This window comes from Streptomyces sp. G45, from assembly GCF_049542095.1.
Classification (GTDB): Bacteria; Actinomycetota; Actinomycetes; order Streptomycetales; family Streptomycetaceae; genus Streptomyces.
Window position 1 is genome coordinate 2926310 of record NZ_JBMUZU010000001.1, and the last position, 15210, is coordinate 2941519.

General features: G+C 73.1%; 13 protein-coding genes and 1 pseudogene. 3 read left to right on the forward strand and 11 right to left on the reverse strand.

Annotated features, from left to right (window positions below; genetic code table 11):
- Positions 1 to 13: 13 nt before the first annotated feature.
- The 3 genes from ACOBQU_RS11605 to gatC are packed head-to-tail and all read right to left on the reverse strand — an operon-like array spanning position 14 to position 2049.
- Positions 14 to 256: a hypothetical protein gene (locus ACOBQU_RS11605; protein ID WP_423626364.1), complete on the reverse strand. Its 243-nt coding sequence runs from the start codon at positions 254 to 256 to the stop codon at positions 14 to 16.
- The gene (gene gatA, locus ACOBQU_RS11610; protein ID WP_423626366.1) at positions 253 to 1746 is read right to left on the reverse strand and encodes an Asp-tRNA(Asn)/Glu-tRNA(Gln) amidotransferase subunit GatA; all 1494 of its coding nucleotides are present in this window, start codon (positions 1744 to 1746) and stop codon (positions 253 to 255) included. Before gatA ends, ACOBQU_RS11605 begins: the two co-directional genes overlap by 4 nt.
- A 6-nt stretch (positions 1747 to 1752) precedes the next feature.
- Positions 1753 to 2049, reverse strand: coding sequence for an Asp-tRNA(Asn)/Glu-tRNA(Gln) amidotransferase subunit GatC (gene gatC, locus ACOBQU_RS11615; RefSeq protein WP_010984178.1), 297 nt, complete (start codon positions 2047 to 2049; stop codon positions 1753 to 1755).
- A 358-nt stretch (positions 2050 to 2407) separates the two neighbouring features.
- Here gatC and ACOBQU_RS11620 point away from each other — a divergent pair, with 358 nt between their 5' ends.
- The gene (locus tag ACOBQU_RS11620) at positions 2408 to 3856 is read left to right on the forward strand and encodes a glycosyltransferase 87 family protein (protein WP_423626368.1); all 1449 of its coding nucleotides are present in this window, start codon (positions 2408 to 2410) and stop codon (positions 3854 to 3856) included.
- Here the strand turns inward: ACOBQU_RS11620 and ACOBQU_RS11625 are convergent.
- The 5 genes from ACOBQU_RS11625 to ACOBQU_RS11645 form a co-directional block, all read right to left on the reverse strand.
- A complete protein-coding gene (locus tag ACOBQU_RS11625; protein ID WP_423626370.1) occupies positions 3853 to 6183 on the reverse strand; it encodes a putative bifunctional diguanylate cyclase/phosphodiesterase in 2331 nt (776 codons plus the stop codon). The genes ACOBQU_RS11620 and ACOBQU_RS11625 overlap by 4 nt on opposite strands.
- Positions 6184 to 6879: 696 nt before the next feature.
- On the reverse strand, positions 6880 to 9063 hold the full coding sequence (ligA, locus tag ACOBQU_RS11630) for an NAD-dependent DNA ligase LigA (protein WP_423626372.1): 2184 nt from the start codon (positions 9061 to 9063) through the stop codon (positions 6880 to 6882).
- Between the two features lie 31 nt (positions 9064 to 9094).
- Positions 9095 to 10132: a methionine synthase gene (locus tag ACOBQU_RS11635; RefSeq protein WP_423634414.1), complete on the reverse strand. Its 1038-nt coding sequence runs from the start codon at positions 10130 to 10132 to the stop codon at positions 9095 to 9097.
- 8 nt (positions 10133 to 10140) lie between these two features.
- Positions 10141 to 10830, reverse strand: a complete 690-nt coding sequence (locus tag ACOBQU_RS11640; protein WP_423626374.1) for an SDR family oxidoreductase — start codon at positions 10828 to 10830, stop codon at positions 10141 to 10143.
- A gap of 135 nt (positions 10831 to 10965) precedes the next feature.
- Positions 10966 to 11505 (reverse strand): TIGR00730 family Rossman fold protein, encoded by a 540-nt coding sequence (locus ACOBQU_RS11645; protein ID WP_423626376.1) that lies wholly within the window; start codon positions 11503 to 11505, stop codon positions 10966 to 10968.
- A gap of 46 nt (positions 11506 to 11551) precedes the next feature.
- On the opposite strand from ACOBQU_RS11645, the gene ACOBQU_RS11650 reads away from it, so the two are divergent.
- Positions 11552 to 11905 carry a DUF427 domain-containing protein gene (locus tag ACOBQU_RS11650; protein ID WP_423634416.1) on the forward strand — a complete coding sequence of 118 codons (354 nt, stop codon included), beginning with the start codon at positions 11552 to 11554 and terminating at the stop codon, positions 11903 to 11905.
- On the opposite strand, the gene ACOBQU_RS11655 is transcribed toward ACOBQU_RS11650, so the two are convergent.
- Positions 11902 to 12933, reverse strand: coding sequence for a GlxA family transcriptional regulator (locus tag ACOBQU_RS11655; RefSeq protein WP_423626378.1), 1032 nt, complete (start codon positions 12931 to 12933; stop codon positions 11902 to 11904). The genes ACOBQU_RS11650 and ACOBQU_RS11655 overlap by 4 nt on opposite strands.
- Positions 12934 to 13063: 130 nt before the next feature.
- Between ACOBQU_RS11655 and ACOBQU_RS11660 the strand changes: the two are divergent.
- Positions 13064 to 13998 (forward strand): annotated as a pseudogene (locus tag ACOBQU_RS11660) (NADP-dependent oxidoreductase).
- 30 nt (positions 13999 to 14028) lie between these two features.
- On the opposite strand, the gene ACOBQU_RS11665 reads toward ACOBQU_RS11660, so the two are convergent.
- Complete coding sequence (locus tag ACOBQU_RS11665) at positions 14029 to 14298, reverse strand: DUF397 domain-containing protein (RefSeq protein ID WP_423626379.1); 270 nt, start codon at positions 14296 to 14298, stop codon at positions 14029 to 14031.
- A gap of 164 nt (positions 14299 to 14462) precedes the next feature.
- Positions 14463 to 15197, reverse strand: coding sequence for a M48 family metallopeptidase (locus ACOBQU_RS11670; RefSeq protein ID WP_423626381.1), 735 nt, complete (start codon positions 15195 to 15197; stop codon positions 14463 to 14465).
- Positions 15198 to 15210 lie beyond the last annotated feature (13 nt).

The following is a 15210-nucleotide window of genomic DNA, read 5'->3' on the forward strand; positions in this document are numbered from 1 at the left end:
GGGAACTTCCTTCTCAGCCGAGCAGTACGTCGTCGTCGCCGATGCGCTTCAGCTCACGCACCAGGATGGCGATGCCCGTGACGATGGCGGCCGCGGAGACGACGGCGTCCACGAGCTGGAGCGTGTCGTGCTCGGCGCGCGCCTTCCTGACCTGCTTGAGCGTGCTCAGCGCACCGAAGGCGGTGGTGCCGATGGACAGATACGTGCCGGTCTTGGACTTCTTGAAGCCCTTGGCCTTGCTCAGTGCCTTGCTCACAGCGACGGTGCCTCCTCCAGGAGCGGGTGACCCCACTTTTCCACGAAGGCGGCCTCGACGGCGGCGCCCACCTTGTACAGGCGGTCGTCCTTCAGGGCGGGGGCGATGATCTGAAGCCCGACCGGAAGGCCGTCCTCCGGCGCGAGGCCGCAGGGCAGCGACATGGCGGCGTTGCCCGCCAGGTTCGTCGGGATCGTGCACAGGTCGGCCAGGTACATCGCCATCGGGTCGTCGGCGCGCTCGCCGATCGGGAAGGCGGTGGTCGGCGTGGTCGGCGACACGATCACGTCGACCTGCTCGAAGGCCTTCTCGAAGTCGCGCGTGATCAGCGTGCGGACCTTCTGCGCGGAGCCGTAGTACGCGTCGTAGTAGCCGGAGCTGAGCGCGTACGTGCCGAGCATGACGCGGCGCTTGACCTCGTCGCCGAAACCGGCCTCGCGGGTCAGCGCGGTGACCTCCTCGGCGGACCTGGTGCCGTCGTCGCCGACGCGCAGGCCGTAGCGCATGGCGTCGAAGCGGGCCAGGTTCGAGGAGCACTCGGAGGGCGCGATCAGGTAGTACGCCGAAAGGGCCAGGTCGAAGGACGGGCAGTCCAGCTCCACGACCTCGGCGCCCAGGGACTTCAGCAGCTCGACGGACTCGTCGAAGCGCTGGAGCACGCCCGCCTGGTAGCCCTCGCCGCGGAACTGCTTGACGACGCCGACGCGCATGCCCGTCACGCTGCCGTTGCGGGCGGCCTCGACGACCGGCGGGACCGGGGCGTCGATGGACGTGGAGTCCAGCGGGTCGTGCCCGGCGATGGCCTCGTGCAGCAGCGCCGCGTCCAGGACCGTGCGGGCGCAGGGGCCGCCCTGGTCCAGGGAGCTGGAGAACGCCACCATGCCGTAGCGGGAGACGCCGCCGTACGTCGGCTTGACGCCGACCGTGCCGGTGACGGCCGCGGGCTGGCGGATGGAGCCGCCGGTGTCGGTGCCGATGGCCAGCGGCGCCTCGTACGCGGCGAGCGCGGCGGAGGAGCCGCCGCCGGAGCCGCCGGGGATCTTCGTCAGGTCCCAGGGGTTGCCCGTCGGGCCGTACGCGCTGTTCTCCGTGCTGGACCCCATGGCGAACTCGTCCATGTTGGTCTTGCCGAGGATGACGACGTCGGCGGCCTTGAGCTTCTTGGTGAGCGTGGCGTCGTACGGCGGGATCCAGCCTTCGAGGATCTTCGAGCCGACCGTGGTCGGGATGCCCTCGGTGGTGAAGATGTCCTTCAGCGCCAGCGGCACACCGGCCAGCGGGCCGAGCTTCTCGCCCTTGGCACGCTTCTCGTCCACGGCGCGGGCCTGCGCGAGCGCGCCCTCGCGGTCCACGTGCAGGAACGCGTGCACCTTCTCGTCGACGGCGTCGATGCGGGCCAGGTGGGCCTCGGTCACCTCGACGGCGGTCAGCTCGCCGGAGGCGATCCTCGCCGCGATCTCGGCGGCGGTGAGCTTGATGATGTCCGTCATGGTCGGTTAGTCCTCCCCCAGGATCTGCGGCACCTTGAAACGCTGCTGCTCCTGGGCCGGGGCGCCCGAGAGCGCCTGCTCGGGGGTGAGCGACGGACGGACCTCGTCCGCGCGCATGACGTTCGTCAGCGGCAGCGGGTGCGAGGTCGGCGGTACGTCTTGGTCGGCGACCTCCGAGACGCGGGCGACCGCGCCGATGATGTCGTCGAGCTGTCCGGCGAAGTGGTCGAGCTCTTCCGCCTTCAACTCCAGACGTGCTAGGCGGGCGAGGTGGGCGACCTCCTCGCGCGTGATGCCAGGCATGCAGCGATCCTCTGGGGTGAGCGTGATGGATTTGGGGTCAATCCTATGGGGCGGCCACGGGTGCCCCTAACTGGCGTGGGCGCCCGGCACTGCTTGGTTGGCGCTCCGCGCCTCGTCCTCACACGCCGGACGGGCTGAAACTCTGCCGCACCGGCAGAATCCAGCCCAGCCCGCGACGATCCAGCCCGTCCGGCGTTTGAGGACGAGGCCGCCAGGCCGATCACCTGCGGCCCCCCCCCCCCCCCCCCCCCCCGCGAGGGCACCGGCGGTACGACGATTCGGCCAGGTGGTGTGCGGATCGTCCGCGCGCCCGGTGCGCTGCCGGGGCGCCCCGGCACGCGCCCCCGAGCATGCCCGCATGCACCCCCGATTCCCCCGTCACGCCGTACTCGCCCTCGGCGCCACCACCCTCGCCGTGTCCCTCTGGGCCTGGTGGACCCTGGTGACGGACCCCACGTACGCCGCATACCGCAGCCCGGCCGATCTGAGCGTCTACCTCGACGCCTCCGACGCCCCGGAGCACGAGCTGTACACCGGGAAGTTCGGCATCCACGGCCTGCCCTACCTCTACCCCCCGTTCGCCCTGCTGCCGTTCCGCGCACTCGGCGGCCTCGATCTGACCGCCGCGTTCCGCGTCGTGGCGGCGGTGTCGATCGCCGCGCTCGCCCTCGCGGCGTGGGCGTCCGCGCGCCTTGCCGGGCGGCGCCCCGGCGCGGCCACCGCGGGCTGCGCGCTCGCCGTCTGCGGGGCGGCGCTGTGGACCGAGCCGATCCTCCAGAACCTGGACTTCGGCCAGGTGAACCTGGTCCTGCTCGCGCTCGTGATCACCGACCTGGCCACACCCGACCGGCGCCCCTGGAAGGGCGTGGGCGTCGGCCTCGCGGCGGGCCTGAAGCTCACCCCCGCCCTGTTCATCGTGTATCTGCTGGTCACCCGGCGCTACCGGGCCGCCGCGGTCGCCACGGCGGCCTTCGCCGGTACCGTCCTTACCGGCTGGGCGGCCCTCCCCCAGGCGTCGGCGGACTTCTGGGGCGGCGCCTTCGCGGGCAGCCCGGGCGGCCGCGAGTACCTGGCCAACCAGTCCCTCAACGGCGTCTTCGTCCGCTTCGGGCAGGGCGCCGAGGGCATCGGCGGGCCCTGGTGGGGCGCGCTGTGCGGGCTCCTGGTGGTGGCGGGGCTCGGCGCGGCGGCGGTGGCGTCGCGGCGCGGCCGGGAGCTGGTCGCGGTCTGCGTGGTGGGGGTGCTGACCCTGGTGTGCTCGCCGCTGTCGTGGACCCACCACTGGGTGTGGATCGCGCCGGTGCTCGTCCTCGCGGGCGACGCGGCGCTGCGGCAGCGCACGGCTCGGGCGTGGCTGTGGACGGGTGGCCTGTTCGCGCTGTTCGCCGCGTGGCCGATCCGCATCGACGGCTTCGGCACCTGGGACCCGTCCCGCCCCCTGCTCCCGTACGGAATCCTCTGGTACGTCCCCCACTGGCACCGCGAACTGGACTGGGACCCCTTCCACGCGGTCGTCGGCAACTTCTACGTGTGGCTGGGGGTGGGCTTCATCGCCTGGGCGACGTGGACGTTCCGTACGCGGACGGCCCGTCCGGCGTTCGAGGACGAGCCGCGTCTGAAAGCCCGTCCGGCGTTTGAGGACGAGCCGCGAAGCGGCAATCAGGGGAAAGGGGCGAAGCCCCATCCGAACCGGCGGGGCCCGGGGCGCCAGCCCCGGTGGAGGGGCGGGCGGGCGGGGAGAAAAGGCCCCCGCCTAGGGAAGCCCACCGCCCAGGGCAGGCCCCCGCCCAGGCCAGGCGCAGCCTAGGGCACCGCCCGCGTGGGCGACGACGCGGTGGACCCGGGCGCCGCCGGGTCCACGGCCCGCCGCGCGCCCCCCTCACCCCGCGCCCGCAGCCACGCGGTGGTCTCGCTGGGCGGCATCGCCGCGGCCACCAGCCACCCCTGCACGGCGTCGCAGCCGAGGTCCCGCAGCCGCTCCCAGGTCTCGTCGTCCTCGACGCCCTCCGCGACGACGAGCAGGCCGAGGGAGTGCGCGAGGTCGACCGTGCAGCGCACGATCTCGGCGTCCTCGGTGTCGACGGCAAGCCGGGCCACGAAGGACCGGTCGATCTTCAGCTCGCTCACCGGCAGGCGGCGCAGGTGCACCAGCGACGAGTAGCCCGTGCCGAAGTCGTCCAGGGACATCTTCACGCCGTGCCCGGTGAGACCGGCCAGCGTGTCGGCGGCGCGCTGCGGGTCCTCCAGGAGAACGTGCTCCGTTATCTCCAACTGGAGGGCGCCCGCGGGCACCCCGTGCCGGGCCAGGCGCGCGGCGACGGCGCCCGCGAAGCCGGGGGTGTGCACATCGCGCGGGGACACGTTCACCGCGACGGGGACGTTCAGGCCCTGGGAACGCCACCTCGCGACCTGGGCGAGGGCCGACTCCAGGACGTACTCCGTGAGGTGCGGCATCAGGCCGGACGACTCGGCGATGGCGATGAACTCGTCCGGCGGGACCTTGCCGCGCTCCGGGTGCACCCAGCGCACCAGCGCCTCAAGGCCCGCGACCTCGCCGTCGAAGCGGACCTTCGGCTGGTAGTGCAGCTCCACGTCGCCCGCGTCCAGGGCGCGCCGCAGATCGCCCAACAGGCCGAGCCGGTCAGGGGTGTTGGAGTCGCGCTTGGACTCGTACACCTCCACGCCCGTGCGGTCCCGCTTGGCCTGGTACATCGCCACGTCCGCGCGGCGAAGGAGTCCCTCCGCGTCGAGCGCGTGGTCGGGGAAGACGGCGAGTCCGGCGCTGGCCTCCAGGACCAGCGTGAGCCCGTCCAGGTCGAGGGGGGAGCCGAGCGCGGCGACGAGCTGGCGGGCGACGCGCTGCGCGGACGTGGTGGAGTCGGCGACGGGCAGCAGGACGGCGAACTCGTCGCCGCCGAGCCGGGCCGCCTCCGCGCCGCGCGGCAGCGCGAGCCGCAGCCGGTCGGCGATCTGGAGCAGCAGCCGGTCACCGGCGAGGTGCCCCAGGGTGTCGTTGACCGAGCGGAAGCGGTCCATGTCGATCAGCATCAGGGCGGAGCGGGCGCCGATCCGCTCGGCGTCGTCGAGGGCCGTCCAGGTGCGCTCCAGGAGCCACTGCCGGTTGGGCAGTCCGGTGAGCGGGTCGCGCAGCTGCTCCTCGGCTCTGGCCCGGGCGATCCACAGCGTCGAGTCGAGGGCGACCAGCGGGATCGTGAACAGCGGCAGCAGCAGCGGCAGCGAGGTGGCGACGACGCAGATGAGCGGGGCGATGCCGAGCAGGGCCACGCCGAGGAGGCCCTGGCGGACCAGGGCGGTGCGGGTGACCGTGGGCAGGGCGCCGGTGCGCGGGGCGTGCACGTACCACAGCAGGACGCGGGTGACGGCCAGGTACGCGACGGCGACCAGGGCCACCTCCGGGGCCGTGTACAGGTCCCAACTCTCGGGATTCCAGGGGGAGTCGGCGGCCGGGGCCGTGCCGAACGCGGCCAGGGTGAGCGCGCCCGCGCCGATGCCGAGGATGTCGACCGCGCCGTGCAGCACGCCCTGGCGCCAGCGGTGGCGGCGGGCGACGCCGACGAGGACGACGACGGTGAGGCTGACCATGCCCGCGGGCATCCAGCCGTACAGGAGCAGCACCGCGACGGTCAGCGCGCCGCCGGAGCCGGTGCCGCCCCACCAGCGGTCCCGGCCGAGCGCGACCAGGTGACCGACGATCAGTCCGGTCAGGATGGCGAACGACCAGCCGACCGTGCCGGACGGGAACAGCGGGTGGCCGCCGGTGAAGGCGTGGAAGAAGCCGGTGCCGAGGGCGACGGCGGCGGCCGTGACGACCGCAGCGGGCAGCAGCGGCCAGCCGCCGCGCCCCGCGGGCTCGCTCCCGCCGACGTCCGGCCCTTCCGGCTCGGGGCCGCGCCCGGGGCGCCACCGCGCGCGCCGCCCGGCCGGGGCACCCGGCGTCCCGGGCGCCGCGCCTCTGCCTCCAGCGCCGCCCGCGCCGACCGTGCTTCCAGTGCCTCCCGCACCGCCGACGCTTCCCGCGCCTCCCGTGAAGGCCGCGTTTCCCGCACCCGCTCCGGTCCCGCCGCCTCCCTTCCTCGCGCCACGCGCGGAAGCCGCGCTCCCGGCCCCACTCACCGCACTCCGTCGTGCGTCCTCGGCACTCGCCGTCACACCAGCCTCCGCCGGGCCTCCGGTTGTCTGACCTCCAGCTCCCCGCCCGGACGTGTGCCGTCCGCTCTGCTCCGGTCCCTCACCAAGTGCCCTACCCGCTATGACCGTTGCTCCCCCCGAGGGGCGCCACCTGGGCCGGAAACACCCGTTCCGCAGCCGGGAGAGCCCCCCAGGGACGCCGGGGGGACCTCGTCGAGTGCGCCGCCCGCGGTGGTCCAGGCGCGGTCGCGGGGGCGGATCGGGGGAGCCCGCCGAGCCGCTCGCCAGGCTGTTCGACCCGGTCGTCACCGGCGGCTTCGGCGCCACCCGCGTCCCTGGTCTCCCGTGCGGCACGGCGGCCCCGCCAGGCGCCGAGTCCGCGCCGCAGGCACGACCGCAGCCATGAGTCCGGGGCGACGCTCTCGGTCGGTTCCATTCCCGTCCCTCTCACAGCCGGCGGTGCCCACGCCACGCGGATCAAGTCCTAGACAGCCGCGTCCGAAAACCTTTCCCCGCTCTCCGTGAGTGGGGGACACCCCGTCCGCAGCGGGGCACGGCAGGCGCACACCTCAACAGTAGGCCGCAGAAGGCTTCCACGGGCAGCGGTCGTCTACGGTTGCCCGAATGCGACCCGGCCACCCGTATGCATCTGGTATGCGCTGAACGGGTGGCCTTCAACCGCTATTCTTCGGTCGGAAGTGCGCGTTCCCGAGCGGCGTCCGCGCCCTCTTCGAGCAGGACCGCGAACCCGTCCTCATCGAGAACCGGCACCTTCAGTTGCATGGCCTTGTCGTACTTCGAGCCGGGGTTCTCCCCCACAACGACGAACGCCGTCTTCTTGGAAACGGAACCGGTGACTTTCGCTCCGCGGCTCTGGAGGGCTTCTTTCGCGCCGTCCCGCGTGTGGTCCTTGAGCGTTCCCGTCACGACGACGGTGAGCCCTTCGAGGGGGCGGGGGCCCTGGTCCTCGTCGCCGCCCTCTTCCTCCATCCGGACGCCCGCGGCCCGCCACTTGCGGATGATCTCGCGGTGCCAGTCCTCGGTGAACCACTGCTTCAGGGACGCGGCAATGGTCGGCCCGACGCCCTCGACGGCGGCCAGCTCCTCCTCCGTGGCCTGCTCGATGCGGTCGATGGAGCGGAACTCGCGGGCCAGCGCCTCGGCCGCGACCGGGCCGACGTGCCGGATGGACAGGCCGGTGAGGACGCGGGCGAGGGGGCGCTCCTTGGCGGCGGCGATGTTCTCCAGCATCGCGAGCGCGTTCTTCCGGGCGCCGCCCTCCTGGTTGGCGAAGACCGTGGCGATCTTCTCCTCGCCGGTCTCCGGGTCGCGCTTGGGCAGGCCGCTGTCCTGGTCGAGGACGTACGCCTTGATCGGCAGGAGCTGGTCGATGGTGAGGTCGAACAGGTCGCCCTCGTCGGTCAGCGGCGGCGTGGCGGGCTCCAGGGGCTTGGTGAGGGCCGCCGCGGCCACATAGCCGAAGTGCTCGATGTCGAAGCTCTTGCGGCCCGCCAGGTAGAACAGGCGCTCGCGCAGCTGGGCCGGGCAGGTGCGGGCGTTCGGGCAGCGCAGGTCGATGTCGCCCTCCTTCATCGGGCGCAGCGCCGTACCGCACTCGGGGCACTCGGCGGGCATGACGAACTCCCGCTCGCTGCCGTCGCGCAGGTCGACGACCGGGCCGAGGATCTCCGGGATGACGTCGCCCGCCTTGCGGATCACGACCGTGTCGCCGATGAGGACGCCCTTGGCCCTGACCACGTCCTGGTTGTGCAGCGTGGCGAACTCGACCTCCGAGCCCGCGACGGTGACGGGCTCGACCTGCGCGTAGGGGGTGACGCGGCCGGTGCGGCCGACGCCGACGCGGATGTCGATCAGCTTGGTGTTGACCTCCTCCGGCGCGTACTTCCACGCGATGGCCCAGCGCGGGGCGCGGGAGGTGGAGCCGAGGCGGCCCTGGAGGGGGATCTCGTCGAGCTTGACGACGACGCCGTCGATCTCGTGCTCCACGGAGTGGCGGTTCTCGCCGTAGTACGCGATGAAGTCGCGGACGCCGTCGAGGTCGTCGACGACCTTGCTGTGCGTGGTCGTGGGCAGGCCCCACTCGCGCAGGAGGCCGTACGCCTGGGAGAGGCAGTCGATGTCGAAGCCCTCGCGGGCGCCGATGCCGTGCACCACCATGTGCAGCGGGCGCGTGGCCGTGATGCGGGGGTCCTTCTGGCGGAGCGAGCCCGCCGCCGCGTTGCGCGGGTTGGCGAAGGGCTTGTCGCCCGCCGCGACCAGGCGCGCGTTCAGCTCCTCGAACTTCTCCATGGGGAAGAAGACCTCGCCGCGGATCTCCACGAGCGCGGGAATCCGGTCGCCCTTGAGGCGGTCGGGGATGTCGGCGATGGTGCGGACGTTCGGCGTGATGTCCTCGCCGGTGCGGCCGTCGCCGCGGGTGGCGGCGCGGGTGAGCTTGCCGTGCTCGTACGTGAGGTTCACCGCGAGGCCGTCGATCTTCAGCTCGCACAGGAAGTGGTACGCGCTGGTGCCGACCTCCTTGGCGACGCGGTCGGCCCAGGCGGCCAGCTCCTCGTCGTCGAAGGCGTTGTCGAGCGACAGCATGCGCTCGCGGTGCTGGACGGCGGTGAACTCCGTTTCGTACGACCCCGCGACCTTCTGGGTGGGCGAGTCCGGCGTGCGCAGCTCCGGGTGCTCGTCCTCCAGGGCCTCCAGCGAGCGCAGGAGCCGGTCGAACTCGGCGTCGCTGATGACCGGCTGGTCCTTCACGTAGTACCGGAAGCGGTGCTCCTCGATGCGCTCGGCCAGCTCGGCATGCTGCTCGCGTGCCCGTGCGGGCACCGTGCCTTCCTGTTCGACAGCCACCGTCTCGTCCTCCCGTTGCCTTCAGACCCAGTTACTCAGGGTTGTCCGCGAGTGATCGTGCCGCGCGGGCGCAGTGCGCGAGCGCCGCGCGGGCATATGCGGGCGAAGCGCCCGCGAGTCCGCACGACGGCGTGACCGTGACCGACTCCGCGAGCGACCCCGGATTCAGCCCCAGCCTGCGCCACAGCTTCCTGACACCCATGACGCTACCGGCAGGGTCTGACAACGGGCCGTCCGTGCCCGGCACGACACCGGCGAACAGCCGTGTGCCGCCCTCGACGGCCTCGCCCAGCGTGTCGTCGTCACGCTCGGTGAGAAGCGCGAAGTCGAACGACAGGGCGTCGGCGCCCGCCCTGCGCAGCAGCGCGAACGGCACGTCGGGCGCGCACGAGTGCACGACGACCGGGCCGTCGTGGACGGCCATGACGTCGCGCAGCGCGCTCTCCACGAGCTGGCGGTCCACGGCCCGGTGGGTTCGGTACTCGCTGGCGGTCTTGATCCGCCCGCGCAGCACGGCGGTGAGCGAGGGCTCGTCGAGCTGGAGCACCGGGCGGGCGCCCGGCACGCGCCTGCGGACGTCCGCGAGGTGCGCCCGCAGCCCTTCGGCGAGGGATCCGGCGAGGTCCCGGCAGGCCCCGAGGTCGGAGACCATCGCCTCGCCGTTCTTCAGCTCCAGGGCGGCGGCGAGCGTCCAGGGGCCGACGGCCTGCACCTTCAGCGGGCCCTCGTACCCCTGGGTGAACTCCTCCAGGGCGTCGAGGTCCTCGCGCAGCCAGGACACCGCGCGCCGCGTGTCCCGCCCGGGCCGGTCGCCGACGCGCCAGCCGCTGGGCTCCACACGCGCGTACAGGTCGACGAGCAGCCCCGCCGTGCGCCCGATCATGTCGGCGCCGGGGCCGCGCGCGGGCAGCTCCGGGAGGAACGGCATGCCCTGGCCCGGCTCTTCGAAGGTGCCGGTGACGGTCTTGGCGCTCTCCCGGGCGTCGCCGCCGGGCAGGGACCCGACGCCGGTGGCCGCGCCCCAGGCGGGGCCGGTGTGGCCGGTGTGGCCGGTGTCCTCGGTGCTCACCGCCTCGCTCACCGCCCCGGCCGCACCGTCAGGTCGTTGACCTCCGCGTCGCGCGGCAGGTCGAGGGCCATCAGGATCGTCGTGGCCACCGACTCGGGGTCGATCCACTGCCCGGGGTCGTACTCCTTGCCCTCCTGCTGGTGCACCTTGACCTGCATGGGGCTGGCCGTGCGGCCGGGGTAGACGGAGGTGACGCGGACGCCGTTGCCGTGCTCCTCGTGGCGCAGGGCGTCGGCGAGGGCCTTCAGGCCATGCTTGGAGGCGGCGTACGCGGACCAGTCGGCGTGCGCGCGCAGGCCGGAGCCGGAGTTCACGAAGACCACGTGGCCCTGGGCGACGCGCAGCTGCGGCAGGAAGTGCCGGGTCAGCTCGGCGGGCGCGATCAGGTTCACGTTCAGCTGGTGGCGCCAGGACTTGGGGGTCAGCTCGCCCACGGGGCCGAGGTCGACGACGCCCGCGATGTGCAGCAGCGAGTCGACGCGGTCGGGGAGCGTCTGGTGCGAGAAGGCCCAGGACAGCTTGTCCGGGTCGTTCAGGTCGCCGACGAGGGTGCTGGCGCCGGGGAACTCGGCGGCGAGCTCCTTGGCGCGGGCGGCGTCCCGGGCGTGCAGGACGAGGGTGTCTCCGCGTGCGTGCAGCCTGCGGGCCACGGCCGCGCCGATGCCGGAGCCCGCGCCGGTGATCACATGTGTTGGCATGCGCTTATGGTCGCATTCCGGCCTGGGACGGCGTGCGGGTGGCGGGGGCCGCCGGGGGTGGGGGCCTCATTGCCGCTTCGCGGCTCGTCCTCAAACGCCGGACGGGCTCTTCCCTGCCGGGGCGGGCCGGGTTGGTCAGCGCGTGCCCATCGACTCCTCCAGGTACGCCAGGGCGCCGACCGGCTCCTCCGCGAAGAAGACCAGGTCGGTCAGGGGCACGGGGAGGAAGCCCTCGTCCTCCATGCGGCGGAACTGCTCCTTCAGGCCGTCGTAGAACCCCGCCGTGTTGAGCAGCACCACCGGCTTGGTGGTCCTGCCGTGCTTCTTCAGCTCCAGGATCTCCGTGGCCTCGTCCAGCGTGCCCGTGCCGCCGACCATGATGACGACCGCGTCGGCCTTCTCCAGGAGCAGCGCCTTGCGCTCGGCGAGGTCCTTGGCGATGACCATGTCGTCCACGCCGGGGCGGGCCTTGGCGGCGAGGAAGTCCACGGAGACGCCCATGAGGCGCCCGCCCGCCTCCTGCACGCCGTCGGCCACGACCTTCATCAGGCCGACGTCCGAGCCGCCCCACACCAGCGTGTGCCCGCCCTTGCCGAGCAGCTCGGCGAACTCGCGGGCGGGGCGGGTGTAGGTCTCGGACAGGTCGGCGGCGGAGAGGAAGACGCAGATTCTCATGCGGCCTACGGTACGTTCCGCCACTGACACTCCGGCGAGGAAGGGCCTGACCGTGAGCGAGGGACACCGGATCACCATCGAGCAGGACACCCGGCACGTGCGCGTGGTGCACGGCGGCGAGGTCATCGCGGAGAGCAGGCGCCCCCTGGTGCTGCGCGAGACGGGCTGCCCGGTGCGCTACTACCTGCCGCCCGAGGACGTCCGCACCGACGTCCTGACGCCGTCCGGCACGCATACGTACTGCCCCTTCAAGGGCACGGCCTCCTACTGGTCGCTGCCGGGCGGGGACGGCCGGGGGGACGAGGTGTGGGCGTACCCGGACCCGAAGCCCGAAGTGGCGCAGATCAAGGACCACCTGTGCTTCTACGGAGTGGAGGTGGTCGCCGAGGACGCCGACTAGGCGGCGCGGGCGGGCTGGGCGGCCCGGGCGCCCCGTGCGGGCCGGGCCGCGGCGAACGTCCTGCGGTAGGCGGCGGGTGACACTCCGAGGACGGAGCGCATGTGCTGGCGCAGCGAGTTGGCGGTGCCGAAGCCCGCGCGGTGGGCGACCAGGTCGATCGGCAGGTCGCTGGTCTCCAGGAGGTGGCGGGCGAGTTCGATGCGCTGGGCCGTGAGCCAGCGGCCCGGCGTGGTGCCCGCCTCGTCGCGGAAGCGGCGCGTGAACGTGCGCAGGCTCATCCGGGCGTGCGCCGCCATCTCGGCGAGCGTCAGGGGCTCCTGGAGCCGCTCCAGGGCCCACGCGCGGGTGGGCGCGGTGGTGGCGACGGTCGGCTCCGGGACGGGCCGCTCGATGTACTGCGCCTGTCCTCCGTCGCGCCAGGGCGGCACCACGCAGCGGCGGGCGACGTGGTTGGCGACGGCGCTGCCGTGGTCGCGGCGCACGAGGTGCAGGCACAGGTCGACTCCGGCGGCGACGCCCGCCGAGGTGAGGATGTCGCCGTCGTCCACGAAGAGGACGTCCTCGTCGAGCCGCACCCGCGGGAACGCGCGCCGGAACCGCTCGGCGACCTGCCAGTGGGTGGTCGCGGGCCGCCCGTCGAGCAGCCCGGCCGCCGCCAGGACGAACGAGGCGCTGCAGAACGACACCAGGCGGGTGCCCGGGCGCACCCGGCCGAGCGCGGCGGCCAGCGGCTGGGGGATCCCGTCGGCGGCGGACACCGTGTCGCAGGGGCCCGCGGGCGGGAGCACCACCGTGTCCGCCGTCTCCAGGGCTTCGGGGCCGTGCTCGACCGCTACGGAGAAGCCCGCGTCGGCGCGCACGGGGCGGCCGTCCACGGTGCACACCACGACCTCGTACAGCGGGCGCCCGGCCGCGTCCTCGGCGTTGCCGAACACGCGGGAGGGGATGCCCAGCTCGAAGGGGTAGACGCCGTCCAGGGCGAGGACGGCGACGCGGTGACGGCGGTCGGACGCGGCGGCGGAACTCATGGCCAGATCCTGTCACACGATGGCCATACGGCCAGCACCGCGCTCGTCCTCCGGGGCTCACTCTGGTGACCGCTCACCAGAAAGGACACGACCCATGAGCTCCCGTACGCCCGTTCAGGACCGCCCCACCATGCGGGCCGTCAGCCCCCGCGCCTGGGGCACCCCCGATGTCCTCGTCCCCGTAGAGGTGGACCGCCCCGAACCGGGCCTTACGGAGGTCCTGGTGAAGGTGCACGCGGCCGGGGTGAACCCCGTCGACTGGAAGACGCGTGCCGCGGGCGCGTTCGGCACCTGGGGGACACGCCGATCCTCGGGTACGACGTGTCGGGCACCGTCGAGGCCGTCGGCCCCGGAGTGACCCTGTTCCAGCCGGGCGACGAGGTGTTCGGCATGCCCCGCTTCCCGGAGCAGGCGGGCGGCTACGCCGAGTACGTGGCCGCGCCCGCGCGCCGCTTCGCCCCGAAGCCGAGCGGCGTCGACCACGTCCAGGCGGCCGCCCTGCCGCTGGCCGCGCTGACCGCCTGGCAGTCCCTGATCGAGACCGCCGGGCTCCGCTCGGGGCAGCGGGTCCTCATCCACGCCGCGGCGGGCGGCGTGGGCCACCTCGCGGTGCAGATCGCGAAGGCGCACGGGGCGTACGTCATCGGCACGGCGCGCGCGGACAAGCACGCGTTCCTCCGGGGGCTCGGCGCCGACGAGCTGATCGACTACACGGTGACGGACTTCTCCGAAGCGGTGCGGGACGTGGACGTCGTCCTCGACGGGGTGGGCGGCGCGTACGGCGACCGGTCGCTGCCGGTGCTGCGCCGGGGCGGCCACCTGGTCACCCTCCCGGACCCGGGAGGGCTCCCGGACCCCGCCCGGGCCGCAGCGCTCGGCGTGCGCACCGGCTGGACGGTGGTCGAGCCCGACCGGCACGGGATGCTGGAGATCGCCCGCCTTGTGGCCGAGGGGCGGCTGCGGGCGGAGGTCGACACCGTGCTGCCCCTGGCGGACGCGGCCCAGGCGCACGCCTACGGAGAGAAGGGCCGCACCCGAGGCAAGATCGTGCTCAAGGTCGGTTGACCCGTCGCGCAGGACGGCCACGGTGGACGGTCACCGCGCGGGCCCTTCCTCCCCCACGGTCTCCACGAAATGGTCGAACTCGCCTGCCTGAACGCCCAGCACGAAGGCGTCCCACTTCTTCCGCGTCGTGGTGACGACAGCGTCGGGAGAGCTGGTTTCGCGCAGATACACGCAGTCGCCAGGGCCAAAAGCGATTTCGATCCACGGACCGGGACCGTCCTCGTCTTCAGGCGCGGCGCGGATCCAGTCCAGGCCGTCAGGGGGGCTGGGAGTCTTCGAGGTGCCGGAGGTCTCGGTCATCGGGCCAGTCTCTCAAGGACCGCCCAGGCCGCGGAGAAGAGGCCTCAGCAGCCGTTCCCCGTGCTCGCTCCATGACAAGGAGCCGCGACGGAGATCGCCTTCTCCCGTATGCGTCGGGGGACGGCCAGCTCTGCGTGCGTGTGCCGTTTCCACCCGGCAGGACCTCAGCCCACGGCCCCCCGCCACAGGCTCGCCTCCACCTCCCCGAAGCGTCGCTCCAACGCCTCGATATCCGGCAGTACGGCTCTCATCGCTCGCCGGAAGGCCACCCCGTGCCCGCTCACCTTCAGATGGGCGAGCTCATGGACGAGTACGAGGTCGAGGAGCGGCGGTGGAAGCTGCAGCAGAGCCCAGTGCAGAGCGATCCGCCCGTCGGAACGGCACAGCCCCCAGCGCCCGCCCAGGTCGCACGCTTCCACCGCGGCCGGGCAGACCCCGGCTCGCCCGGCGAGCGGGATCACGCGGGCTGTCAGCCAGCGGCTGCCACGGTCCTGATACCAGTCCGCGAGCCGCTGTGCTCCCTCCGGCCGGGTGCTGGGTCTGGGCAGCTCCAGCCATCCCTGATAGAGCCGGACCTTCCGGGCGTGGGGTTCGGGGAGCACTCTGAGCCGGTAGCGACGCCCCAGGTAGGCGAAACTCGCCCCGTTGACCAGCTCCTTCACCGGTGGCCCTGGGCTCAGCGCGCGTCGCCGCACCTCGGCGGCCAAGCGGGGCAGGCGGGAGCGCACCGCCTCCGCGACGGCGGCTGGCTCGGCGTTCGCGGGTACGGCGAAGAGCAGCGCGCCGTCCTCGGCGACCTCGATGCCCAGGGTCCGCCGCCGTGGCCGCACGACCACCTGCCACTGCCACTCCGCGGGCAGCGGCAGCTCGGCGATAGCCGACTCCACAGTGACGCTCACGCAGTATTCGTAT

What these genes read in the sequence shown, in the direction of transcription:
- gatA (WP_423626366.1), bottom strand. Translation starts at nt 1,746, where the DNA reads ATGACGGACATCATCAAGCTCACCGCCGCCGAGATCGCGGCGAGGATC.
- gatC (WP_010984178.1), bottom strand. Translation starts at nt 2,049, where the DNA reads ATGCCTGGCATCACGCGCGAGGAGGTCGCCCACCTCGCCCGCCTAGCA.
- ACOBQU_RS11620 (WP_423626368.1), top strand. Translation starts at nt 2,408, where the DNA reads ATGCACCCCCGATTCCCCCGTCACGCCGTACTCGCCCTCGGCGCCACC.
- ACOBQU_RS11640 (WP_423626374.1), bottom strand. Translation starts at nt 10,830, where the DNA reads ATGCCAACACATGTGATCACCGGCGCGGGCTCCGGCATCGGCGCGGCC.
- ACOBQU_RS11645 (WP_423626376.1), bottom strand. Translation starts at nt 11,505, where the DNA reads ATGAGAATCTGCGTCTTCCTCTCCGCCGCCGACCTGTCCGAGACCTAC.
- ACOBQU_RS11655 (WP_423626378.1), bottom strand. Translation starts at nt 12,933, where the DNA reads ATGAGTTCCGCCGCCGCGTCCGACCGCCGTCACCGCGTCGCCGTCCTC.
- ACOBQU_RS11665 (WP_423626379.1), bottom strand. Translation starts at nt 14,298, where the DNA reads ATGACCGAGACCTCCGGCACCTCGAAGACTCCCAGCCCCCCTGACGGC.